Annotated in this window: 23 protein-coding genes; 10 read left to right on the top strand and 13 right to left on the bottom strand. The window is 68.8% G+C overall.

The features are described from left to right. The first annotated feature begins 134 nt into the window (after positions 1-134). On the top strand, positions 135-2,906 hold the full coding sequence (locus tag ACFXHE_RS18280; RefSeq protein ID WP_379384432.1) for an FAD-binding and (Fe-S)-binding domain-containing protein: 2,772 nt from the start codon (positions 135-137) through the stop codon (positions 2,904-2,906). A 330-nt stretch (positions 2,907-3,236) separates the two neighbouring features. Further along, the gene (locus ACFXHE_RS18275) at positions 3,237-4,154 is read left to right on the top strand and encodes a DNA-3-methyladenine glycosylase family protein (protein ID WP_379384759.1); all 918 of its coding nucleotides are present in this window, start codon (positions 3,237-3,239) and stop codon (positions 4,152-4,154) included. 7 nt (positions 4,155-4,161) lie between these two features. Here the strand turns inward: ACFXHE_RS18275 and ACFXHE_RS18270 are convergent, their stop codons facing one another. The 3 genes from ACFXHE_RS18270 to ACFXHE_RS18260 are packed head-to-tail and all read right to left on the bottom strand — an operon-like array spanning position 4,162 to position 7,185. Next, a complete protein-coding gene (locus ACFXHE_RS18270; protein WP_379384757.1) occupies positions 4,162-5,451 on the bottom strand; it encodes an extracellular solute-binding protein in 1,290 nt (429 codons plus the stop codon). An 11-nt stretch (positions 5,452-5,462) separates the two neighbouring features. Then, complete coding sequence (locus ACFXHE_RS18265) at positions 5,463-6,308, bottom strand: carbohydrate ABC transporter permease (RefSeq protein ID WP_379384430.1); 846 nt, start codon at positions 6,306-6,308, stop codon at positions 5,463-5,465. Beyond that, the gene (locus ACFXHE_RS18260; RefSeq protein WP_379384428.1) at positions 6,298-7,185 is read right to left on the bottom strand and encodes a carbohydrate ABC transporter permease; all 888 of its coding nucleotides are present in this window, start codon (positions 7,183-7,185) and stop codon (positions 6,298-6,300) included. Before ACFXHE_RS18260 ends, ACFXHE_RS18265 begins: the two co-directional genes overlap by 11 nt. Before the next feature lie 195 nt (positions 7,186-7,380). On the opposite strand from ACFXHE_RS18260, the gene ACFXHE_RS18255 reads away from it, so the two are divergent. From ACFXHE_RS18255 to ACFXHE_RS18240, 4 genes are read left to right on the top strand one after another with little or no spacing between them, the layout of a single operon-like run. Further along, positions 7,381-9,261, top strand: coding sequence for an SCO2524 family protein (locus ACFXHE_RS18255; protein ID WP_379384426.1), 1,881 nt, complete (start codon positions 7,381-7,383; stop codon positions 9,259-9,261). Beyond that, entirely contained in the window at positions 9,258-10,190 is a 933-nt protein-coding gene (locus tag ACFXHE_RS18250; protein ID WP_379384424.1) for an SCO2523 family variant P-loop protein, read from the top strand. The genes ACFXHE_RS18255 and ACFXHE_RS18250 overlap by 4 nt, the downstream gene beginning before the upstream one ends. Next, positions 10,187-11,236 carry an SCO2522 family protein gene (locus ACFXHE_RS18245; RefSeq protein ID WP_379384422.1) on the top strand — a complete coding sequence of 350 codons (1,050 nt, stop codon included), beginning with the start codon at positions 10,187-10,189 and terminating at the stop codon, positions 11,234-11,236. The genes ACFXHE_RS18250 and ACFXHE_RS18245 overlap by 4 nt, the downstream gene beginning before the upstream one ends. A gap of 12 nt (positions 11,237-11,248) precedes the next feature. Next, positions 11,249-12,232 carry an SCO2521 family protein gene (locus ACFXHE_RS18240; protein WP_379384420.1) on the top strand — a complete coding sequence of 328 codons (984 nt, stop codon included), beginning with the start codon at positions 11,249-11,251 and terminating at the stop codon, positions 12,230-12,232. Between the two features lie 30 nt (positions 12,233-12,262). On the opposite strand, the gene ACFXHE_RS18235 is transcribed toward ACFXHE_RS18240, so the two are convergent. The 4 genes from ACFXHE_RS18235 to ACFXHE_RS18220 all read right to left on the bottom strand — a co-directional run bounded on the left by ACFXHE_RS18235 (position 12,263) and on the right by ACFXHE_RS18220 (position 14,155). Next, on the bottom strand, positions 12,263-13,123 hold the full coding sequence (locus ACFXHE_RS18235) for a hypothetical protein (RefSeq protein ID WP_379384418.1): 861 nt from the start codon (positions 13,121-13,123) through the stop codon (positions 12,263-12,265). Positions 13,124-13,125: 2 nt separating this feature from the next. After that, a complete protein-coding gene (locus tag ACFXHE_RS18230; RefSeq protein ID WP_379384416.1) occupies positions 13,126-13,596 on the bottom strand; it encodes a GNAT family N-acetyltransferase in 471 nt (156 codons plus the stop codon). 155 nt (positions 13,597-13,751) lie between these two features. Next, a complete protein-coding gene (locus ACFXHE_RS18225) occupies positions 13,752-13,982 on the bottom strand; it encodes a hypothetical protein (RefSeq protein WP_379384414.1) in 231 nt (76 codons plus the stop codon). Continuing rightward, positions 13,952-14,155, bottom strand: a complete 204-nt coding sequence (locus ACFXHE_RS18220; protein WP_040862491.1) for a hypothetical protein — start codon at positions 14,153-14,155, stop codon at positions 13,952-13,954. The genes ACFXHE_RS18225 and ACFXHE_RS18220 overlap by 31 nt, the downstream gene beginning before the upstream one ends. Before the next feature lie 263 nt (positions 14,156-14,418). Here ACFXHE_RS18220 and ACFXHE_RS18215 point away from each other — a divergent pair, with 263 nt between their 5' ends. Together ACFXHE_RS18215 and ACFXHE_RS18210 are read left to right on the top strand one after the other, a co-directional pair. Continuing rightward, positions 14,419-15,306, top strand: a complete 888-nt coding sequence (locus ACFXHE_RS18215; protein WP_379384412.1) for a helix-turn-helix domain-containing protein — start codon at positions 14,419-14,421, stop codon at positions 15,304-15,306. Beyond that, positions 15,303-15,506 carry a DUF397 domain-containing protein gene (locus ACFXHE_RS18210; protein WP_354840899.1) on the top strand — a complete coding sequence of 68 codons (204 nt, stop codon included), beginning with the start codon at positions 15,303-15,305 and terminating at the stop codon, positions 15,504-15,506. Before ACFXHE_RS18215 ends, ACFXHE_RS18210 begins: the two co-directional genes overlap by 4 nt. 46 nt (positions 15,507-15,552) lie before the next feature. Here ACFXHE_RS18210 and ACFXHE_RS18205 read toward each other — a convergent pair whose 3' ends face one another. From ACFXHE_RS18205 to ACFXHE_RS18190, 4 genes are all read right to left on the bottom strand, one after another. Next, a complete protein-coding gene (locus ACFXHE_RS18205) occupies positions 15,553-15,708 on the bottom strand; it encodes a hypothetical protein (RefSeq protein WP_354840902.1) in 156 nt (51 codons plus the stop codon). A 130-nt stretch (positions 15,709-15,838) separates the two neighbouring features. Further along, a complete protein-coding gene (locus ACFXHE_RS18200) occupies positions 15,839-16,585 on the bottom strand; it encodes a succinate dehydrogenase/fumarate reductase iron-sulfur subunit (RefSeq protein WP_379384410.1) in 747 nt (248 codons plus the stop codon). A 2-nt stretch (positions 16,586-16,587) separates the two neighbouring features. After that, positions 16,588-18,519: a fumarate reductase/succinate dehydrogenase flavoprotein subunit gene (locus ACFXHE_RS18195; protein ID WP_379384408.1), complete on the bottom strand. Its 1,932-nt coding sequence runs from the start codon at positions 18,517-18,519 to the stop codon at positions 16,588-16,590. Between the two features lie 40 nt (positions 18,520-18,559). Then, positions 18,560-19,393: a hypothetical protein gene (locus ACFXHE_RS18190; RefSeq protein ID WP_379384406.1), complete on the bottom strand. Its 834-nt coding sequence runs from the start codon at positions 19,391-19,393 to the stop codon at positions 18,560-18,562. A gap of 336 nt (positions 19,394-19,729) precedes the next feature. Between ACFXHE_RS18190 and ACFXHE_RS18185 the strand changes: the two genes are divergently transcribed. After that, positions 19,730-21,031: an acetyl-CoA acetyltransferase gene (locus tag ACFXHE_RS18185; protein WP_379384404.1), complete on the top strand. Its 1,302-nt coding sequence runs from the start codon at positions 19,730-19,732 to the stop codon at positions 21,029-21,031. A 24-nt stretch (positions 21,032-21,055) separates the two neighbouring features. Here the strand turns inward: ACFXHE_RS18185 and ACFXHE_RS18180 are convergent, their stop codons facing one another. Then, the gene (locus ACFXHE_RS18180; protein WP_379384402.1) at positions 21,056-21,529 is read right to left on the bottom strand and encodes a nitroreductase/quinone reductase family protein; all 474 of its coding nucleotides are present in this window, start codon (positions 21,527-21,529) and stop codon (positions 21,056-21,058) included. A 115-nt stretch (positions 21,530-21,644) separates the two neighbouring features. Between ACFXHE_RS18180 and ACFXHE_RS18175 the strand changes: the two genes are divergently transcribed. Beyond that, positions 21,645-22,238, top strand: a complete 594-nt coding sequence (locus ACFXHE_RS18175; protein WP_379384400.1) for a TetR/AcrR family transcriptional regulator — start codon at positions 21,645-21,647, stop codon at positions 22,236-22,238. On the opposite strand, the gene ACFXHE_RS18170 is transcribed toward ACFXHE_RS18175, so the two are convergent. Beyond that, on the bottom strand, positions 22,239-22,526 hold the full coding sequence (locus ACFXHE_RS18170; protein ID WP_379384398.1) for a hypothetical protein: 288 nt from the start codon (positions 22,524-22,526) through the stop codon (positions 22,239-22,241). It lies immediately after the preceding gene. Positions 22,527-22,577: the final 51 nt, after the last annotated feature.

The raw sequence follows: 22,577 nt of genomic DNA, 5'->3' as shown, positions 1-22,577 counted from the left end.
CCGACACTAATACCTCAACAAAAGTTGAGATCAAGACCATCCGCCCAGCCCAGCGGTTCGCGCTGAGCGAAATCCGCCGCCCGCCACCGGGCCGGATCGGCGAAGCCTCGCGATGGCGCGCATAGGGTTGGGGCGTGAGCGAGGCGTGGGAGCGAGCGTTGCGCGCGGTGATCACCGGTGAGGTCGACACCGGCCCCCGGCGGCGGGCCGAGTACTCCTCGGACGCCTCGAACTACCGGATCCTCCCGCGCGGCGTGGTCTTCCCGCGCGATGCGGCCGATGTGCGGGCGACCCTGGATGTGGCGCGCGCGGAGGGGCTGACCGTGACCGCGCGCGGGGCGGGCACCTCGGTGGCGGGCAATGCCATCGGGCCGGGTCTGGTGCTGGACTTCAGCCGCCATATGAACGCCGTCCTCGACCTCGATCCCGAGCGCCGCACCGCACGGGTGCAGCCCGGGGTGGTGCTGGCCGCGCTGCAACGGCGCGCGGGCGCGCACGGGCTGCGCTTCGGCCCGGACCCGTCCACCCAGAACCGGTGCACGCTGGGCGGGATGATCGGCAACAATGCCTGCGGTCCGCGCGCGGTGGCCTGGGGCCGCACCTCGGATACGGTGCGCGAGTTGCGGATTCTCGACGGGATGGGCATCGAGCGCACCCTGGGCACGGACCTGTCCGTGCTCGCGGGCCTGCCCGAATTCACCCGCACCCACCTGGCGCTCATCCGCACCGAGCTGGGCCGGTTCGAGCGGCAGGCGTCCGGATACGCGCTGGAACATCTACTGCCGGAACGCGGTTCGTCGGTGGCCAGGGCCTTCGTCGGCACCGAGGGCACCTGCGGGCTGCTGCTGGACGCCACCGTCGGGCTGGTTCCGGTGCCCGCGGCGACCGTGCTGGTGGCGCTCGGCTACCCGGATATGCCGGCGGCCGCGGACGATATCGCCGCGATCATGGCGGTGCGGCCCATTGCCGTGGAGGGCATGGACGCGCGCCTGGTCGACGTGGTGCGTGCCCATCGCGGCGGGGTGCCCGATCTGCCGCGCGGCGGCGGCTGGCTGTTGATCGAAATCGACGGTGAGACAAGGGAACAGGCACGGGACAAGGCGGAGCTGCTGCGCAGGAGCGCGCACGCGCTGGATTCCCGCGTGGTCACCGACCCGGCCGAGGCGCAGGCGCTGTGGGGCATCCGTGCCGACGGCGCCGGTCTGGCCGGCCGCACCCCGGACGGCCGCCCGGCCTGGCCGGGCTGGGAGGACGCCGCCGTGCCGCCCGGCCGCCTCGGCGACTACCTGCGCGAGTTCGAGGCGCTCCTCCGGGACCACGGCCTGGACGGCCTGCTCTACGGCCATTTCGGTGACGGCTGCATCCATGTGCGCCTGGATCTGCCGATAGCCGATGCGCCGCAACGCTTCCGGAGCTTCCTCGAGGACGCCGCCCGGCAGGTGGTGCGGTTCGGCGGCTCGCTCTCGGGTGAGCACGGCGACGGCCGGGCGCGCTCGGATCTGTTGCGGTTCATGTACTCCCGGGAGGCCCTCGACGCCTTCGCGGGCTTCAAGGCGCTGTTCGACCCCGACGCCGTGCTGAATCCCGGTGTGCTCGTGCATCCCCGACCGATCGATGCCGACCTGCGGCTGGCCGGGCTGCGCCCGCTGCCCACGACCGGTGGTTTCGCTTTTCCCGCCGACGGCGATCTGGCCACGGCCGTGCATCGCTGCGTCGGAGTCGGCAAGTGCCGGGCCGACACCCACGCCGCGGGCGGGTTCATGTGCCCGTCGTATCTGGCCACCGCCGACGAGAAGGACAGCACGCGCGGCCGGGCCCGGGTGCTGCAGGAGGTGGTCCGGGGCGCGCTGGATTGGCGGTCGGACGCCGTCGCCGAGTCGCTGGATCTCTGCCTGTCCTGCAAGGCATGCCATTCCGACTGCCCCGCCGGCGTCGACGTGGCGACCTACAAGTCGGAGACCCTGTACCGCCGCTATCGGCGCAGGCCGCGCCCGATCGACCACTACACCCTGGGACGCCTGCCGCGCTGGCTCGGACCGGCGACGCGGCTCCCCCGGCTGGTGAATGCGCTCGGTGCGGCGGGACCGCTGCGCCGCCTCGGCCTGCGGCTGTCCGGAATGGACCCGCGTCGCGAGGTACCCACGGTGGCGCACAGGAGCTTTCGGCGTTCCTGGCGGCAGCCGGTGCGCACCGGCGACTCCGCACCCGGGGTGATGCTGTGGATCGACACCTTCACCGACGCCTTCGATCCCGAGATCGCCGGTGCCGCCGTGGAATTGATCGAGTCACTGGGTTATCGCGTGCGCATTCCCGACTCCCGGGTCTGCTGCGGTCTCACCTGGATCAGCACCGGCCAGCTGGACGGCGCGCGGAAGCGGCTGCGCGCCACCGTCGATGCCCTGGCCGCGCATGTCGGCGCGGGCGGGGTGGTGGTCGGGCTGGAACCGTCGTGCACGGCCACGCTGCGCGACGATCTCCCGCGCCTGCTGCCGGAGGATCCGCGGGCGGCGGCCGTGGCGGGCGCGGTGCGCACCCTGTCGGAATTCCTGGAGGGCGAGCCCGGCTGGCGGCCGCCGGACCGCAGTGGCCACACCGTACTGGTGCAGCCGCACTGCCATCAGCATGCCGTGCTGGGGTTCGCGGCCGATCGCCGAATACTGCGCGGCACCGGTGCGAAAGTGATCGAGATCGCTGGTTGCTGTGGACTTGCTGGAAATTTCGGAATGCAGCGCGGCCACTACGACGTATCGGTCGCGGTCGCCGAGAACGGCCTGCTCCCGGCGCTGCGGGCGGCGGCCCCGAATTCGATCTTGATAGCCGACGGTTTCTCCTGCCGGACCCAGGCCGCACAGCTGGCCGGCCGCCCGTCCCGTCACCTGGCCCAGTTCCTGCTGGACCGGCCGTAATCGGTACGGAGCGGCCATGATCGGCACGTTCCGGCTCTGATCGGCACAAACGAAGGGGCACCCGCCGTGGCGGGTGCCCCTTCCCTCATCGTCAGCTGCCGAACGGCAGCGTGCCGGGCGCAATCTGGTAACCACTACTACCGGCGAGAATATTTCCCCACACGCCGAGCAGGAAATTGATCAGGTTGGTGATCACGCCGAGTACCTCCAGTGTCGGATGCCATCTGTTTGCTGAGCAACCAAGACAATCGGAATGAACATCGCCGCCGTCAATCTTCGCGTTAACAATAGAATGGCGCGGTGACTTCAGCGCCGCCCGGAATCGATCGGATGACGGTCGAGCGCGCCCGCACCCTCCGTTCGGATCGGCCGCTGGATCTGGCCGCCACCATCTCCCCGCTGCGCCGCGGCTTCGGCGATCCCTGTCATCGCGAAACCCCCGACGGCTCGCACTGGCACGCCTCCCGGCTGCCCTCGGGGGAGGTCACCTACCGGCTGCGGCAACTCGATCGGCACACGGTCGACGCCCGCGCGTGGGGTCCGGGCGCGGAGGAGTTCCTGGCGGGGCTCCCCGCCATGCTCTGCCTGGACGAGGACCTCAGCGATTTCGCCCCCGAGCCTCCCAAGGTCGCCGAGGCGCACCGCCGCAACCCGGGTCTGCGCATGCTGCGCACCGGCCTGGTGTGGGAGGCGCTGGTCCCGGCGGTGCTGGAGCAGAAGGTACACACCAGGACCGCCCACGATTCCTGGCGGAAACTGGTGTGGCGCTATGGAACTCCCGCCCCCGGTCCGGCCCCGCAGGGCCTGCGGATCATGCCCGACGCCGAGACCTGGCGGCACATCCCGTCCTGGGTCTACCATCGCGCCAATGTCGGCCCGCAGCGTTCGAAAACCATTGTGCTGGCTGCGCGTATCGCACCGAAGCTGGAGCAGGCGGCCGGGCTGAGCCACGCCGACGCCGCGCAGCGGCTGCGCACCGTGCCCGGGATCGGGGTATGGACGGCCGCCGAGATCGCCCAGCGCGCCTTCGGTGATCCGGATGCCCTCTCGGTGGGCGATTTTCATCTCGCGGCCACCGTCGGGTGGACGCTGCTCGATCGGCCGATCGACGACGACGAGATGGTCGAATACCTGGAACCCCTGCGCCCGCACCGATATCGCGCCGTGCGGCTGCTCGGCCTGGCCGGGTTCGCGCGCAAACCCAAGTTCGGCCCGCGCACGCCCTACACCGATCACAGTCGCATCTGAGCGCCGATCACTGCTGGGCGGCCGCCGCGCCGGCCTCCCGCTGCGCCCGGGCCAGCGCGTCCGGGACGGGAATGCGGCCCAGGTACATCTCGTCGAAGATCGGCGTCATCGCCTCCAGGGCGGCCGGGAATCGCGGGCCCCCGCCCGCCGCGATCTGCTTGTCGCGCAACACATCGAAGAACGGTGACACGTCCACTCCGTGCCGGGCCCAGTAGTCCCGGTATACCTGTTGTCCGGATACCACGGCCGGAATCGTCGCCCCGTCGATGCCGAGGTAGCGGTTGCCCGCCGCACTGCCCAGCCAGGCCAGCACCCGCCGCACCGCCGCGGGGTGCGGGGTGGCGGCGTTGCCCGCGAGGCCGATGGCATTGTTGGCGCTCACCCGCCCGGCCGGGCCCGCGGGAATCATGGCCAATCCCCAGTGGAATCCGGCATTCTGGGCAATCGTGGCCAGATTGAAGGTGCCCGACTGGAACAGCGCCATGCGGCCCTGCAGGAAGGCGTTCTTGGCGAAGTCGCCGCTGGCGACGTCGCCTCTGGCATTGGTGTCCGCGGCCGACGGGGACAGCCGGTCGGCGACCAGCCCCACCGTGTAGCCGAAGGCGTCCCGTCCCTGCGGGGAATCGAAGGCGAACCGGCCGTCGCGCTGGAGCTGCCCACCGGCCGAGCCTAGATACGGCAGGTTGATGGATTGAAAGTCGTTGGCGGCGTTGTACGGCCACTCCGATGCCGGGGCCAACCGCCGCAGCAGCGGCCGGAAGGTATCCAGCGCCGGGTCGGGGCTCCACCGCGCCGCCGTGACCTCGTCCGGGTCGACCCCGGCCTGTGCCAGCAGGTCCCGGTTGACGTACACGGCGGTCCCGCCGTCCACGAATTGCGGTACCGCCCACAGCTTTCCGGCGCGCGTGTACTGGATGACGGCCTGCGGGTCCCAGGCTCGGGCCGCCTGCGGTCCCAGCGCCGCACCGATATCCATCAGGTGCCCGCTGTCGGCGTAGTCCTCGTAGAGGTTGGTCCAGAACAGGTCGTCGGCGATCGCGCCCGCCACATCCAGCCGTAGCTTCTGCGCGTAGGAAGCCCACGGCACCAGGGTGATTCGCACCTCGACATCGGGATTGGCGCGCTGGAACTCGTCCAGCGAGGCCCGATACGCGGAGACGAAACTCTGATCCCAGATCCGCAGCCGCACCACCGTGCGCCCGCCGCTCGCCGTGTCGCGGCCCAGCCACAGGGCCGCCGCCACCAGCAGCAGGGCGACCACGACCAGCCCGAGCACGGCCCGGGTCGAATCTTTGATCCGGATCCCTGTCATTTGATCCCCGTCACCGCGATGGAGGCCAGGACCTGCCGCTGGAACACCACGAACAACAGCACCAGTGGAGCGATCGCCAGCGTGGTGGCGGCCATGATCAGCGTCCACTGCGCGTTGTACTGGGTCTGAATACTCGCCGTGGCCACGGTCAGCACCTGCCATTTCGGGCCCGACGCGGCGACCAGCGGCCACATGAAGCTGTTCCACTGCGAGACCACGGTGATGACGGCGAGCGTGGCCAGGATCGGCCTGCTCATCGGCACCACGACGCTCACCAGGATGTCGAGGGTCGAGGCCCCGTCCATCCGCGCAGCGTCGATGATCTCCCCCGGAATGGCCCGGAAGTACTGGCGCAGCAGGAAGATCGCGTACGGCGAGCCGAACAGGAACGGCAGCACCAGCGCCCAGAAGCTGTTGAGCCAGCCCAGCTTCGCGAACATCAGGTACAGCGGCACCAGGGTGACCGCGCTGGGCACCATCATGGTCCCGAGATACACCCAGAACAGCACGTCACGACCGGGAAAACTGGTGCGCGCGAAGGCGTATGCCGCCATGGTCGAGGTGACCAGCTGCCCGCAGGTGATGCAGACCGTCATCAGGGCGGTGACCGCGACCGCCCGCCCCAGCCCCTGGTCCAGCACCGCGCGGAAGTTGTCCAGCGTCGCGGGATGCGGTGTGGCCAGGGCGGATTCGCTCGCGAACTGCTTCGGCGTCTTGACCGCGGTCAGGGCGCTGAGCACCAGCGGGGCCACCGTCAGCAGCGCCCCGAGGATCAGCACCGCGTACGCCGCCACGGCCCGGGCCGCCGCCCGCCGTTCAGTACTCCTGCCTTCAGTAGTCATAGCTGGTCCGATCCCGGAAGTATCGGTGCTGCACCACCGTGATCACGAACATGACCGCGAACACCACCACCGCCATGACCGCGGCCCGCCCCGGATGCGCGGCCTGGAAGGCCTCCGAATACATCCGCATGGCAACCACATCGGTGCGGTGGTCGGGCCCGCCCCGGGTGAGCGCGTACACCGCGTCGAAGGTCTGGAAGACGCTCAGCACCCCGGTGACCAGAACGAAGAACATGGTCGGGCGCAGCAGCGGCAGTATCAGCCAGCGAATGCGCCGCCAGCCAGTGGCCCCGTCCAGCGCGCCCGCGTCCAGGATCTCCCCGGGTATGGCCCTGATCCCGGCCACGAAGAACAAGGCCACATAACCGACATTCATCCACACGATCACCGCGGCTACCGCCGGTAGCGCCAGCGTCGGCGAGCTCAGCCACTCCACCCGCCGCCCCAGCAGAGCGTTCAACGCCCCGCCCGTGGGTGCGAAGATCCACTGCCACACCACCCCCACCGCCACCGGCGCACACATCCACGGCAGCGCGTACACCATCCGCAGCACGGTCCCGCCCCGCCCGCGCCGCGCCAGCCCGGCCGCCACCGCGAACCCCAGCGCCGTCTGCACCGGCACCACCAGCGCCGTCAACGCCAGCGTTACCAGCAGCGAATGCCCGAACCGCCGATCCGCCAGCACCGACCGCCAGTTGCTCGCCCCGGTGAATTCGATGGGCCCCAGCAGATTCCAGCTGTGCACACTCAGCCACAACACCACCGCGATCGGCATCAGCAGGAAACATCCGACCCCGATCAGGCTCGGCAGCAGCAGCGCATAGCCCACCGCCGCCTGCCTGCGCCGGGCCGAACCGCGGCGAACCGTCCGATCCATGGTCAGCGACGCTACCGGCCCGCTCCCGGCGGCCGCGCCCTCCCACGCCCGATCTGCCCGATATTGCCCTGTGCGCGATGCGATTTCGAGACGGCGTCCCACCCGGTGCCGGGCGACGGCGCATGATAGTTTGTGCCGCGCTCGTTCATAGCTATGACGGCGAGGCTGGCCACGACAGGGCAGGGGACGGCGTCGATGAGAATCAAGCCACGGGAACAGATCCTCGGAGTCTGGCGGTCGCTGCTGACCGCGTGTTATCAGGATGGCAAGTGGGTGTGGGGCGGCCGCAACGGCTCCAACTCCATCAGCGACGCCGAACAGCTGCTGTGTCTGCTGTACCCGGCGACCGAGATCGATGGCTTCGGGCTGGAGCATCCCGACGAGATCGCCGACGACATCCGCGAGGTGCTCTCCCCCCTCGGCGACAATGGCCTGCGCATCGGCGAGCGCGTGGTCTGGCTGCTCGAGCAGTACATCGACCGCCACACCGACCGCGACCCCGACTCCGACGCCGCCCTGCCGAATTTCGCCGCGGGCAGCTACCTGGCCTCCTCCGACGGCGCCGAGCCGACCCCGGCGCAGCGCACGCTCGAGGTCGTCGACTCCTACTCCATGTCGCTGACCCTGTGCCTGGCCGCGCTGAAGTTCCTGCGCGGATTCAGCGGCCCGGTTGCCGAACTGGCCGTGGGCCGGCGGATCAAGCTCGCCGTGGACCTGGGCCCGCGCATCGAGGCGCTCGACGCGCTCATCAATGTCCGGCTCACCGCCGCCATGGTGGGCCTGATCCGCAGCTTCGTCGTGAATACGGTCTCGCCCAAATCCGCCGCCGGGCAGGCCATGCTGTCGATGCTCAACCAGACCGGCGGTTCCCCCGATGCGGTGGTGCACGCCGTGCAGCAGCGCCTGGACCGGGTGCGGATCCGGCTGCGCAACGACACCACCCTCAGCCAGGTGGAGGGCGTCGACCTGGACAGCGGCGACATGCTGTTCGAATGTGGTTGGAGCTGGGCCATTGTGCGCAAGGCCGCGCCCATCGACTTCGTGGACATGCCCATCGCGGATCAGCCCGGTCATGCCGTCGCCCGGCCCTACCTGCACTTCACCGTGGTGGCGCTGGACGGCATCAACGACCTCACCTCGGTGCGCACCCGTGAACTCGATCTGCTCAACGGCCAGCAGCGCCGCTTGGCCGAGGCCCTGCAGCTGCGCTGGGATCTGGCCCAGCGCTACTGGGCGGCGGTGGCGCGCTTCGGCACCGGGCGCTGGCCGCTCGAGGACATTCCGTGGCGCACCTCCGACGGCGAGGAATCGGACTACTTCAGTCTCATCGTCTCGGCGGTGCTCATGCAGGATCTGCTCAACCGCGAGGCCAATGACGACGATCTGGACCGCGCCGCAACGATTTTCGACGAGCTGGCCCGCCGCGGCCGCATCGTGCGCCGCTTCACCGCCGACGATCCGGCCCGCACCATGCACACGCCGGGCGTGAGTCTGCGCCTGCTGGGCAGTGAGGCGCTGGACGGCCCGCTGCTGCTGTGGACGGTCTCCGATTACGCCACCGTCCTTCTGAAACGCACCCTGCAGGCCGCGCGGCTCTCCGGCACCATCGAGACCCGCGATCAGCTGATGACGCTGGCCCAGGCCACCATGGACCACCTCGACCTGCGCGCCTTCCGCGAAGGACCGGCCACCGGCCTGTGGGACGATCCCAGCCGCATCTTCGGCGGCCCCGAAAACCACCTGCCCTCCTGGTATCTCACCGAGCGGGTGGTCGAGTGCATGGTGACCGCCGCGCGCCTGTACCGGGAGCCGCCGCTGCGGGCGCCGACCTCGGTGACCCGGGCCATGGAGCTGCTGACCGAGGCCGAACACCTGCTCAACCGGGAGATGCTGGAGCTGAGCGAGACCGACGTGTCGGCCGGCCGCACCGCTCTGGCCCTGGCCGAGCAACGCCTGGAACGGGCCCGCACGCTCATCGACGAGCGCCCCGGCACCGCAGTCAGTCTCGCCTCGCAGGCCCTCTTGGAACTGGACGAGCTCGCCTACGCCCGGTTCGACGCCACCAGGAGTGTGTGACCGTGCTCGTGTTCTCCTCTTCGGACAAGGGCGGCACCGGACGCTCGGTCACCAGCTGCAATATGGCCTACTGGCTGAGCATGAAGGGGTACAAGGTCGCCTATCTGGACTTCGATTTCGGATCCCCCACCGCGGGTGGCACTTTCGAGATCAGCCGGATCGACAACGGGGTCCGGGACGGGACCGGCCTGCACGCCTATCTGCTCGACGAGAACGGGACGCCGGCGCGGCTGAGTGTGCGCTCCGAGACCGACCGGATGGAACTGAGCCGGTCCCGGCATCCCTCCGGCCGCCTGGTGCTGTTCCCCGGCGATCTCGGCGGCTCCGAGTTCACCACCCTCGACGAGCGCATGATCGATCGCTGCGCCGCGCTGTTCGCCACCTGCGAGCAGGAATTCAATGTCACCTTCGTCGATCTGAGCGCGGGCCGATCCATCGCCCTGGCCCTCGCGCTCAGCGCGACCCGGCACCCGCAGCTGTCCCGCGCGGTGTGCCGCTGGCTCATCTTCCACCGCTGGACCCGCCAGCACATCGCGGCCGCCCGCGGCCTGGTGCACGACGAGCACGGCGTGCTGGCTGTCGGCGAGTCCTGGGGACACGACCGGGCCGAGCTGCTGAATTCGCTGCGCTTCGTCCGCACCGCGGTGCCCGAACTCAACCTGACCGCCGGCCTCCGCCCGGCCCAGGCCGCCTGGCTGCAGGAACAACACAACACCCTGACCCGCGCGGCCAACCGGCACGGCATGGGCGAGAGCGGGATACTGGGCAAGATCCCGGTGGAACCGATGCTGCAGTGCCGGGAACAGGTGATCCTGGATGTGGATGTGGCCGCCCACGTCGCCAATGCCGAGACCGTGGCCGCATTCCGCCTGCTCACCGAGAAACTCATGAACGACGCCGTCTGGGAACAGGTGGAGGTGCGCCGATGAGCTCCGCGACCGACTACAGCGAGGCGGGCGAACGCAATCGCGTGGCCGGCCAGCCGCTCTCGCATCTGTCCATCGAGGTCGGGCACTTCTATATGGACGAGCTGGTCGACGGCGCCGACCGGATCCACGCCCAGCTGCGCAAGGTGGCGCCCATCGTCCAGACCCAGATCGCCGCTGCCGAAGCGGAATTCGGGGCGGGTGCCCGGGTCAGCACCTGCTTCCTGGTCGACGACTACTTCTGGACCCGCACCGCCAACCGCCCGCGCGATGCCCGGCGCACCGCCGACCCGCGCCACGTGCTGGAGAAGCTGCTGGCTGCCGCGGAGGAATGCGGTGTGCGCATCGACTATCTGGCGCGCGAGGCGGGCTGCGCCGAGGTGCCGTCGTTCCAGGACGGCGAACCGGTCGGCGAGCCGGTGCGGCTGGCCGAGATGATGGCCGCCCGCATCGTCGCCGAACCCGAGCGCGACAGCACCGGCCGCCGCCCGCCCACCGTCGAGTCCGGCTGGCTCTGCAATGGCCGCCGATCCTCGGAATTCGATGCGGGACAGGCCATGCGCATCTCGCGCTACCGGCCGCCGGAGGAATTCGGCGCGCGCAATCACTCCATCTTCCTGGATGTGCAGCTGTGGAGCCGCCGCCTGGAGGAAGAGGGCGATCAGCAGGTGGAGCGCATGCTCTGGTCCTGCCCCTTCCTGGCCGCCATCTGGCAGTTGCTGCGGCTGGGCCTGATTCGCAACGAGGGCGCCATGGTGGCGGCCCCGGTGCCCTGGGAGGAGCCGTGGCCCAGCGACTGGTCCCGGATGCCCGCGGTGGTGAAACTGAATCCGAAGGCCAAACCCTTCGCGGCCTACCGGGCGCTGTCGGTGCTGCCCTACAGCTACCTGGGCATCGAGCACGCCGTGCGGGTCATCCTCGACCATCTGCAACTCGATGACGATGTGCAGGCGAAGCTCGCCGAACGCGGTGCGGGCGAACGGATTCCGGTGCAGGTGCCGCGCCGGGCCACCCACCGGTTGAACCATGTCTTCCTGGGTGACGTCTGAGGTGGCCGCCCGGTGAACGAGCCGCTGGTGCTGCTGGGGGAGGTACGCACGGCACTGCTGCCCAATGCGGGGGGACTGGCGGCGCGGGAGGCGACGGCGCTGCTGTCACTGCTGCCGGGGCAGCGAGTATTGATGCGGGAACGACCGCTGGCCCTGGCGATTTCGCCGGGTTCCGCCGTCGGGGTGGACTGCAAGCTGGCCACGGTGTCCGGATCGGACAGCCGCGCCATCGGGACGGTGGCGGCGCACGCGATCCTGGTGGGCGGCCGGGTGATGCAGAGTTCGGCCTGTTCCACGGTGGTGCGGACGGCCGACAAGAACCGGCGGCCCTGGTCGCACTACCTCGATCAGGTCGGGACGCTGGAGGTGTGGCACCGCATCGCCGACGACGCCGCGGCCGCCGTCGATCTCACCGAGGGGTTCCTGGAGGGCTCCGGCGCCACCACCCTGGACCTGGGCTCGGTCAGCGACCGGCTGCTCACCCGCGTGCGCACCGATCCCCGCCTGGATCAGCAGCCGCCGGTGCGGTCCAGCGCCACCCGGCTGCGCTGGGCCGCGCGGGTCGCGCCGCCGGTGGGTGGCACCGTGCGCGGGCGCACCCTGTTCGCGTTCCGGCTCGAGGACGAGCACACCCGGTCGGTGCGGATCATGGTGCCGACCGCCCGGGATCTGGGTGCGGTGCAACGCTTCTGCGAGGACCTGGCCGTTCACGACTGGCTGCTGTCCACCCTGGGCGCGGCACTGTCCGAGGCGGATCGTCCCATGCCCGAACGCGATCCGTCCGCCGAGCTGGCGCCGCTGCTCGAACAGCTGGTGCACCTGTGGATGCCGGGCGCCCACACCCCGCCCCGGCTGCGCGAACTGTGGACGCGGCTGGAGTCCGATCCGGGCTTCACCCGGCAGTGGACCGCGCAGGTGGGACATCTGCGCGACCGTCTGGCGGTGGCGACCCTGGCGGCGCTGCGCAGCGCCAAGATCAGCACCGTCCAGTGGTGACCGGCGGATCCGACCGGCGACGCGACCGGATCAGAGCCGGAACCAGCGGCGCACCAGCAGCGCGAAGAACACCGACATGGTGACCGCGCCCAGATAGCTCTCGGTCACGAACACCGCCCGCCCGCCGACCCGCAGGTTGTCGGTATCCCCGACGCCCAGCGGATTCAGGTAGTTCATGAACACCTGGTACACGGTGATGGCCGGCGGCTGATCCGACCGCAGCATGACGGCCACCACGAAGACCAGCAGCTGGAACGCCACGAACCACAGCATGCGGAAGGGCCGGTAACCGTAGCCGCAGATGAGATCCGGGACCAGGCCGCCGGCGCGCCGCCAGGCCGCCGGCTGCGCCAGCCGCCGCGCCCGGGCCAGCGCCAGGCCGCAGCGATCCTCGGCATCGGTGTCCTCGTCGATGCGGTAGAGACTCCCGGCCCGGCGGTAGGCCAGGGCGGCGTGCGCGGGCAGTCCGGCCTGCACCAGTGGGCGGCCCAGCCGCTCGTAGGCCTCGGCCAGCAGCCGATTCTGGGTGCGGCTCAGGCGTAGTGGCCCACGGAACTCCACCTCCGCGGCGATCAGGGCCGCGAGCAGCTGGTTGACCGCCATCGGCTGCGGTGCCGCGATGGCGGTGTGCTCGAGGACCGGCGCGTAGAGGTGGCCGAAGACGAGACTGTCACCGGCCCTGCGGATTCCGGGCGGATCGTAGGTCGCCACCACCGCCTCGGTGTGCCGGGTGAACAGGTCCAGCAGCGGCTGTTCGGTGGCGCGGCGGCGCAGGCCGTGCGGCTGCTCCAGGAATTCGGTGACGTTGTCGGCGTAGGTGTCGGCGTGGCGCTCGATGCGCATGCTCATATCCGTCACGAACGGCGACGACGGTGCGCTTTTCTCGAGCATGATCAATGATAAATCCTGTGCACCAGCACATCTCGCGGCTCGTCCGTGCCGAAGTAGGTGGCCTCGTGGTCGGCCCACACGAAGCCGACCTCCTTGTAGAGGTGGTAGGCGACCCGATTGCCCGGTTTCACCGTGACGAAGACCTGTTCGGCGCGGGCCTGACGGCATTGGGCCAGTGCGGCTTCCAGCAGCGCTCGGCCGTGGCCGCGACCCCGGCATTCGGATGCCACCGCGAAGCCGAGAAACCAGGCCGTGCGCTCTCCGTCGAGGGCGGTGAGCACGTAGCCGCAGAGCTCCCCCGCATCCTCAGCAACCGTCCAGTTTGCTCCGTGTAGCTCGAAGAGTTGCCGGAGTACGAAATACGGATACGCGAGATGCTCGAATTCGACCACCTCGAGTGCGCGGATCGCGTCCAGATCCGACAGTGACGCGATCCGGCACGCCGGATCGTCCGGCTGTTCGAAGGCCGACAACGGTGTTCCCCTCCACCCCGGGCACAAGTGCGATGGATTCCAGGGTAAGCGTCACACCGAATCTTGGGTGCGGTTCGGCCGCCTGCCGTCTGTGGAGCGGGCGGCCGAACCGCGCTGCAGCACGCGGTGGGGACTGCGCCACCGCTGCCCGGAGGTTAGGCGCGGGGCGCTCGAAAGCGCTGTGCGGCAGCGTTCATCGCGGCCGGAGGCCTTCCCCGGAACACCCCGGGCCGCGAAATCCTGGTGTAGAACTGTGCCTTCTGGTGGCGGAGCTGTGCTGTCCGGGCGTCGAGCAGCAGCCACAGCATCCGGTGGACGAACCGGTCGTAGCCGGTCGGTACGGGATCGGGGCCGGTCATGGCAGTGCCCGCTCGTCGAGCACGCACCGTCCCTCCTCGACCAGCGTTGCCCGTGCTCGTCGGCGTACCTTGCAGGTCTGCACCGTGCAATCGAGGTGCAATTGCATTGCGGCGTGCGCTTGTTCGACGGTCATCACACCCGGATCACGGCGGCAGCGCGACAGACCGGCAATGTGCATATTGAGGGACGTCAGTTGCATGTCCAGACCACTCCTCGTTCCCGCTGGTTCCTGAAGTGCCCGGAGGTTCAGGAAAGGAAAGGGGCCTAGCTACACCGCTCCGGGCACATCTCCAGCACACCACGAGCAGACGCCAGGCGGGCGAATTTCGAGAAGGAGAACGCAAAATTGCGCGAATTCCCAGCAGTGAATCCACTTGGGAGAGGACGATTCTCCAAAGTGGACGAAGCCCTCGCCCGCCGTCGAGCCCCGATCCATGCCCGCGACCGCGAATGGAGCGTGTTGTGTCCGAAGGTCCCGCGTCATCCACCCTGCCCCGCCGTCAGCTCGGTCGCTATCTGCGGGACTGGCGCATCCAGGCAGGATTGACCATCGCCGAAGCCGCCAAGCTGATGGAGTGGGGCGCGAGCACCTTGCAGCGGCTCGAGAAGGGCAACGCGGACCGCATCCGCACCATCGACATCCAGGAGCTGTGCCGCATCTACGGGATCCCCGCCGAAATCGCCGAGGGGCTCAAGGGTTTGGCGCAGCAGGCGGCGGTCAAGAGCTGGTGGCACTCCTACGGCGACCTGATTCCCGAGAACTTCGACGTCTACGTCGGCCTGGAGGCATCCGCGCAGCAGTTGTCCTGCTACCAATCGGAATTGGTGCCGGGCCTGCTGCAGACGGCCGAGTACGCAAGGGCACTGAACCGGCTGGGATACCCGGAAGAGACTGTGGTGGAGGTGGATCGGCGCGTTCAGCTGCGTATGCAGCGGCAGGCCATGATCACCCGCCGCATGCATCCGGCGACCATCGCCATGGTGTTGCACGAATCGGTATTGCGCCGCCTGGTGGGAGGTGCAAGGGTGATGGCGGCGCAGGTGCGACACTTGGCGGAACTGAGCACCCGGTCCAATGTCGTGCTGCGTATCCTGCCCTTCGCCGCCGGTGTCCCGCTGGGACTTTCGACCGGACCATTCGTGATTCTGGAATTCGGATGCGACAGCAAGGGGCAACCGGTGGAGCCCCCGGTGGTCTACGTGGAGGGGTTCACCGGCGATCTGTATCTCGAGAGACAGGGCGACGTTCAGCGTTATCGCCGGGCACAAGCGGGCCTGGAACGCTGCGCGCTGGACGTTCAGGACAGCAGAAACCTGCTCCGGCAGGTGGCGAAGGAGTATTCGGCATGAGTGTGGATCTTTCCGGGGCCCGCTGGTTCAAGAGCAGCCGCAGCGGGGCCGGTAAGGAGTGCGTCGAAGTGGCGTTCCTGCCCGCGGGCCGAGTGGGCGTGCGGGACAGCAAGAATCCGCAGGGCCCGGCGCTGGTGTTCGGCGCGGCGGAGTGGGGATCCTTCACCGCGGGCCTCGAAAACGGGGTCTTCGACCGGTGATTCGCTGAACGAGGGTTCACGGGCCCCGCCCCGTGAACCCTCGGTATCAGAGGATTGCGACCACACCCATGGCGACGGCGGCGACCAGCACGCCGATCGCAACGGCGGGCATCAGTGCGCCGGTGAGTACGTATACGCCCATCGCCGATACCGCGAAGAGCATCCCTACGATCAGCCGTTCGACCCAGTCATCGGGACCCATTTTCCGGTACCGGGGACGCGCATTCTTGAGTCCTCGGTCCACGAATAGTTGGATACCCATGCTTAGCCGTCGCAAACATACTTCCGTTGCCAAACGGCAGCCGTTTCGTGATCAACAACCAGCTCGGCCGTCAGCGCCGGAAGAGCTTGTTGCCCAGCCAGACGATCGGGTCGTACTGCCTGTCCACCACGCGTTCCTTGAGCGGGATCAGCGCGTTATCGGTGATCTTGATATGTTCCGGGCACACTTCCGTGCAGCACTTGGTGATGTTGCAGAAGCCCAGGCCGGCATCCTCTTGCGCCAGTTCCCGGCGGTCGGCCACATCCAATGGATGCATTTCGAGTTCGGCAATACGCATCAGGTATCGCGGACCGGAGAATGCGTGCTTGTTGTCCTCGTGATCACGGACCACGTGACAGGTGTTCTGGCACAGGAAGCATTCGATGCACTTGCGGAATTCCTGCGACCGTTCCACATCGGTCTGCTGCATCCGGTACTCGCCCGGCTTCAGATCCACCGGCGGCGTGAAAGACGGGACTTCGCGGGCCTTCTGGTAGTTGAACGACACATCCGTGACCAGGTCGCGAATCACCGGGAAGGTGCGCATGGGCGTCACCGTCACCACTTCTTCCTGGGTGAACGTCGACATGCGGGTCATGCACAGCAGCCGCGGCCGGCCGTTCACCTCGGCCGAGCACGAACCGCACTTGCCCGCCTTGCAGTTCCAGCGCACCGCCAGATCCGGCGCCTGGGTGGCCTGCAACCGGTGGATGATGTCGAGCACCACCTCGCCCTCGTTCACCTCGACGGTGAAGTCCTGCAGGCCGCCGCCCTCGGTGTCACCGCGCCACACCTTGAACTTCGCCTCGTAACCCATGGCTATTCCGCCTTTCCGGCGTCGTCCCGCAACTCTGCGAGATCGGCGGGGGTGTAGTACTTTTCGAGCTCCGCCAGGTCGAACAACCGGAGCAGATCCGTGCGCATGGGCACCTGGGCCTCGGCCGTGACGGTCACCGACGGCACCGAGAACCCGACCTCGTCCGGGTCGATGGTGCAGACCAGCAGCTTGTTGCGCCACACCGGATCCATGCCCGGGTGGTCGTCGCGAGTATGGCCGCCGCGGCTCTCGGTGCGCAGCAGCGCGGCCTGGGCGACGCATTCGCTGATGAGCAGCATGTTGCGCATGTCCAGGGCCAGATGCCAGCCCGGATTGAACTGCCGGTGGCCCTCCACGGTGACGTGGTCGTAGCGGTCGCGCAGCTCGGAGAGATGCTCGACGGCCTGCTTCAGCTCGTGTTCCTTGCGGATGATGCCGACCAGATCGTTCATGGTCTGCTGCAGGTCCATGTGCAGCGTGTACGGGTTCTCGCCCGGGCCGCCCTCGGCGGGCGGATCGAACGGCGTCACAGCCGATTTCGCGGCCGCGGCGATATCGGTGTCGGCGATCTCGGGCCGTGCGGCCAGCTGCTCGACATAGGTGGCCGCGCCCAGTCCGGCGCGCCGGCCGAAGACCAGCAGGTCCGACAGCGAGTTGCCGCCCAGTCGGTTGGAGCCGTGCAGGCCGCCGGCGCATTCGCCGGCCGCGAACAGGCCGGGCACCGTGGCCGCCTGGGTGTCCGGATCGACCTCGATGCCGCCCATCACGTAGTGGCAGGTCGGCCCGACCTCCATCGGCTCCTTCGTAATGTCCACGTCCGCCAGCTCTTTGAACTGGTGGTGCATGGACGGCAGCCGCTTGATGATCTGGTCGGCGGGCAGGCGGGAGGAGATATCCAGATAGACGCCGCCGTGCGGGGTGCCGCGCCCGGCCTTCACCTCTTCGTTGATGGCCCGCGCGACCTCGTCACGCGGCAGCAGATCCGGTGTGCGCCGGGCGGAATCGTTGTCCTTGAGCCACTGGTCCGCCTCCTCGATGGTTTCGGCGTACTGACCCTTGAACACCGGCGGGATGTAATCGAACATGAACCGCTTGCCGTCGGAGTTCTCGAGCACCCCGCCGTCACCGCGCACACCCTCGGTGACCAGGATGCCCTTCACCGACGGCGGCCAGACCATGCCGGTCGGATGGAACTGCAGGAACTCCATATTGATCAGCGACGCCCCGGCCCGCAGCGCGAGCGCGTGCCCGTCGCCGGTGTACTCCCAGGAGTTCGAGGTCACCTTGTACGACTTGCCGACACCACCGGTGGCGATCACCACCGCGGGCGTCTCGAACAGAACGAAGCGCCCGGACTCCCGCCAGTACCCGAAGGCCCCGGCGATCCGGTCGCCGTCCTTGAGCAGCTCGGTGATGGTGCATTCGGCGAAGATCTTGATGCGCGCGTCGTAGTCACCGGTCTGTGCGTAATCCTCCTGCTGCAGCGAGACGATCTTCTGCTGCATGGTGCGGATGATCTCGAGCCCGGTGCGGTCGCCGACGTGCGCCAGCCGCGGATAGGTGTGGCCGCCGAAGTTGCGCTGGCTGATCCGGCCGTCCTTGGTCCGATCGAACAGCGCCCCATAGGTTTCCAGCTCCCACACCCGGTCGGGGGCCTCCTGGGCGTGCAGTTCGGCCATGCGCCAGTTGTTGAGGAACTTGCCCCCGCGCATGGTGTCCTTGAAATGGGTCTGCCAGTTGTCCTTCTCGTTGGCATTGCCCATGGCGGCCGCGCAGCCGCCCTCGGCCATGACGGTGTGCGCCTTGCCGAACAGGGACTTGCAGACCACCGCCACGGACAGCCCGTGCTCACGGGCCTCGATGACCGCACGCAGGCCGGCACCGCCGGCACCGATCACGACGACGTCGTACTTGTGCCGCTCGACTTCAGGCATGGAACCGAATACTCCTGGGAGACAGAGGAATAGAGGACTGTCAGCCGATGAGGCGAGGATCGGAGATGGTTCCGCTCGCCACCAGCATGACGTAGAAATCGGTGAGGACCAGCGTGCCCAGCGTGGTCCAGGCCAGCTGCATGTGCCGGGTGTTCAGCTTCGACACCACGGTCCAGAAGCGGTAGCGCACGGGGTGCTGCGAGAAGTGCTTGAGCCGTCCGCCCGCGATGTGGCGGCAGGAGTGGCACGACAGCGTGTACGCCCACAGCAGCAGCGCGTTGCCGGTGATGATCAGCGTCCCCAGGCCGATGCCGAAGCCGCCGCCCTTGGCGTGGAAGGAGATCACCGCGTCATAGGTGTTGATCACCGAGATGATGATCGCGACGTAGAAGAAGTAGCGGTGCGCGTTCTGGATGATCAGCGGAAGCCGCGTCTCCCCCGAGTATTTCGCGTGCGGCTCGGCCACCGCGCAGGCCGGCGGTGACATCCACACCGACCGGTAGTAGGCCTTGCGGTAGTAGTAGCAGGTGAGCCGGAACAGCAGCAGGAACGGCAGCACCAGGAAACCCAGCGGAATCCACATGGGCAGGTGGCCGACCGGCGTGCCGAAATGGCTGGAGCCCTCGACGCACGAGGCGCTCAGGCAGGGCGAATAGAACGGCGTCAGATAGTGGAAGTCCGGCACCCAATACGCGCTGCGCACAAAGGATCTGACGGTCGCGTAGATGACGAAGGCCGCGAGCCCCAGCACCGTCGCGGCCGGCGGCACCCACCACCGGTCGGTGCGGAGCGTGCGTGCCGAAATGGCGGCCCGTCCCCTACTGAAAACCCCGGTAGTGCTCGATTCAGAAGCCTTGACTGGTGCGGCGCTCACTGCTGGATGCCTCGCTGCTCTACCCCGTGGAACGTCATCGTTACCTCCGGCATCGAATGTGATGGTGAGCACCTTACGACAGGGGTGCTATCACTCGAGCTCGCAACAGCTATTTCGTGATCCCGTGATTTGCGCCACATTTCCTGTGGCCGTCAGCGATTCGTTTGCTTGGTGAACAAACGGCAATCTCGCGAACTCGCCGGGCTGTCAGAGTGTTTCGGATTCCGGCCCGCGCGCAGGTCGGGCGGCTCGTCCGCGGCGGTTACCGGCCGTCATATGACAGCAACAACGGTGTGGTGGCCTGTCGGTCTGCTGAGGGTTCGAAGGGAGCCGGTAATGAGACGCGCCGCCATCGTCATGCCGATGCGCACGCCCGTGGGTCTGCCCGGCGGAGCACTCGCCGCGGTGCCGCCGAACCGGCTGGTCGGCACGGTCATCGCGGCGGTGCTCGGCCGCTCGGGCATCGATCCCGCACGGGTCGAACAGCTGGTCACCGCCGTCCCCGATGCCGAGGCCATCCGCTCGGCCCTGCCGCAGTGCGGACTGTCGCCGGAGCTGGGTGACTTCGCCCTGGGCGAGGGTCCCGGCAGCGGACTGCGCGCCCTGATCACCGCCGCCATGATGGTGCGCACCGGCGCGGCCGACGTGGTACTGGCGGTGGGTGCCGAATGCTCCAGCGCCGCAGGGGGATTCGACGCGCAATCCGCCAGCGTCCCGCCGCTGCCCGGCGTCCGCCCAGGGCCCGCGGCCGGCGACGGACCCACCACCGACCAGCAGATCGCGATCTGGTCCGCCGAACCCGCACGCGGACAAGCGGATTCGGACCTTGCTGAACAGCTGGCCCGCGACCACGAGCTGGGCCGGGCCGCGGCCGACGACTTCGCCGCGGTCAGTCACCGCCGTGCCGCCCGCGCCCATCGCCAGGGTGTGTTCGGCGCGGAGACCGCGCCCGTCGTGGTCTGCGCGCGTCCCGGCGATCCGAATTCCGCGGTGGTCCGCCTGGTCGATCGCGACGAGGGGTTGCGCGACGATGTCTCACACCGCGCCTTCGCGGCGCTGTCCCCCTTCCGGCCCGACGGCGTGACCACCGCCGGGAACAGCAGCAGCCGCGGCCTGGCCGCCGCGGCCTGCCTGGTGGTGGCCGAGGACCGGCTGGTGGATCTCAGCCTGGAGCCGATGGGCTACCTGCTCGACTGGGTCAGCACCACCGCTCCCCTCGGCGTCCCGGTGCCCGCCGCCACCTCCGCGGTCGCAAAGGCGCTGTGGCGCGCCGGTTTCGAACTGTCCGACCTGGAGCTGCTGGAGGTGGAGGAGACCTCCGCCGTCGAGGTGCTGGCGCTGGCCCGCACCCTGGGCCTCGGGGACGACACCGCGGAGCGCCTGAACGTGCACGGCGGCGCGATCGCCCTCGGTGATCCGGGCGGCGCGGCGGGTCTGCGCATGGTCACCACCATGCTGCACGAACTGGCCCGCCGCGACGGCGGTCTCGGCCTGGCCGTGACCCCCGCGGGCCCCGGCAGCGCCCTGGCCGCGATCTTCGAATCCCCCGATCTGGAACCGGTTTCGCAGGCTCCGCGCGGCGCCCGCTTCCGCGGCGTCGGCGGCCGGCGCTCCGGCCGTGGCCGGCACCGCCACTGAGGACCGGTCAACCGCCACCGAGGACTAGTCACGCGGGCGGAGCCGGACGACCGCCGTGCCCCGGGCGAAGGCCGCCGCCAGCTCCTCGCGGTTGACGCTGCCGTCCGAATTCAGGCTGATGCCAGCGTATTTCCCGTGGGTCGGGTTCTGCTCGAGGATGATCCGATACGGTTCGGCCGCCGCGTCCACGTCGGTGACGACCTCCCAGTCGGCGTCGATCTCCCGGCGCCGCAGGCCGATTCGCACCGGCTCGCCGGGGCGCAGGTTGTGCCGCCACGTGGCGGCGGTGCCGATCAGCAGTGTGCCGTCGTGTTCGGCATAGGCGACGGGATGTTCGTACACCCGCCCGCTCTTGCGGCCGACCACGGTGACGATGAGCAGTTTCCCGCTGACCACCCGGTGCAGCGGTGAGCGCAGCACCCGGCGCATGACGGCGTTGAGCCTCTCCTGTTTGCGGGTGGCGGCCGGGTTCGGGGTTGTCGTTGCTGGCTGGGACATCGGTGCGTCCTCCGGTTCCCTATTTACTGAGTCACTACTCAGAAAATACGACCAGGTGCGGCATACTGCAAGGGTCGTGCCGGAAAACGACAGTCGAAACGTGACAGGAGGCGATGTGGGGACCCGTTCCCGAGGGCGGCCCAGTACCGGTGTGCGCGAGGCCGTGATCGCCAACGCGCAACAGGTGCTCGCGGAATCCGGCCTCGCCCGGCTGTCCACCAAGGAGATCGCGGCCCGGGCCGGCGTCGCCGAATCCAGCATCTTCTACCACTTCGGCGATCGAATGGGCCTGCTACAGGCCGTGATCCGGCATCAGCTGCGCCCGCTCGTGGATCTGCTCGCCGACGCGCCCGCGGCGGATCTGCGCACGGCGCTGCGGGCGCTGCTCGCGACCCTGGAGGAATTCTTCGTCTCCGCCCTGCCGGTGATGGCGGCGGTGCAATCGGATGCCGAGCTGAGGGCGGTCTATCGGGAACGCAGCCGCGATCTCGACCTGGGCCCGCATCGCGCGGTGGACGCCGTGGTCGCCTACCTGTCGGCCCGGGGCATCGAGGCCGCGGATCTGCGCACCCCGGCTCTGCTGCTGGTCGGCGCGGCTCATCAGCGCGCCCTGCAGCGGCAGCTGAGCCCACCCGACGCGCTCGCCGAATTGCCCAGCCTCGACGCCATTGTCGAGGTGGCCCTCCCGCTGTTCGAAACGAAGGATTAGCTACGTGGTGCGGGGGCGGGAGTGGAAGCCCAGGCCCTCGTCCTGCGCGCCCATCCAGGCCGCCTCATCGTGCTTGGCGTCGGGGACGTAGATCGTCTCCTGCTTGGCCTGCGGTGCTTCCGGCGGCGGCGCCTGTTCGAACTCATCGGTGTCGATGACGAGCCTTTCCAGATCGTTCTCCAGCCGGCGGACGGTGCCCGCGTCTCCGTAGTGTGAACGCAGTGCGGTGACGCACTGCCGGAGCTGGCCGACCGCGTAGCGGAGTTCCGCAATCTCGCTGCGTGTCATCGAAACCCTCCTCGAGCCGTGTGACAGACCACACATCGTGATCTACAACAC

Source organism: Nocardia sp. NPDC059229, assembly GCF_042754165.1.
GTDB lineage: Bacteria > Actinomycetota > Actinomycetes > Mycobacteriales > Mycobacteriaceae > Nocardia.
This window is presented reverse-complemented; position numbering and strand designations above follow the sequence as displayed.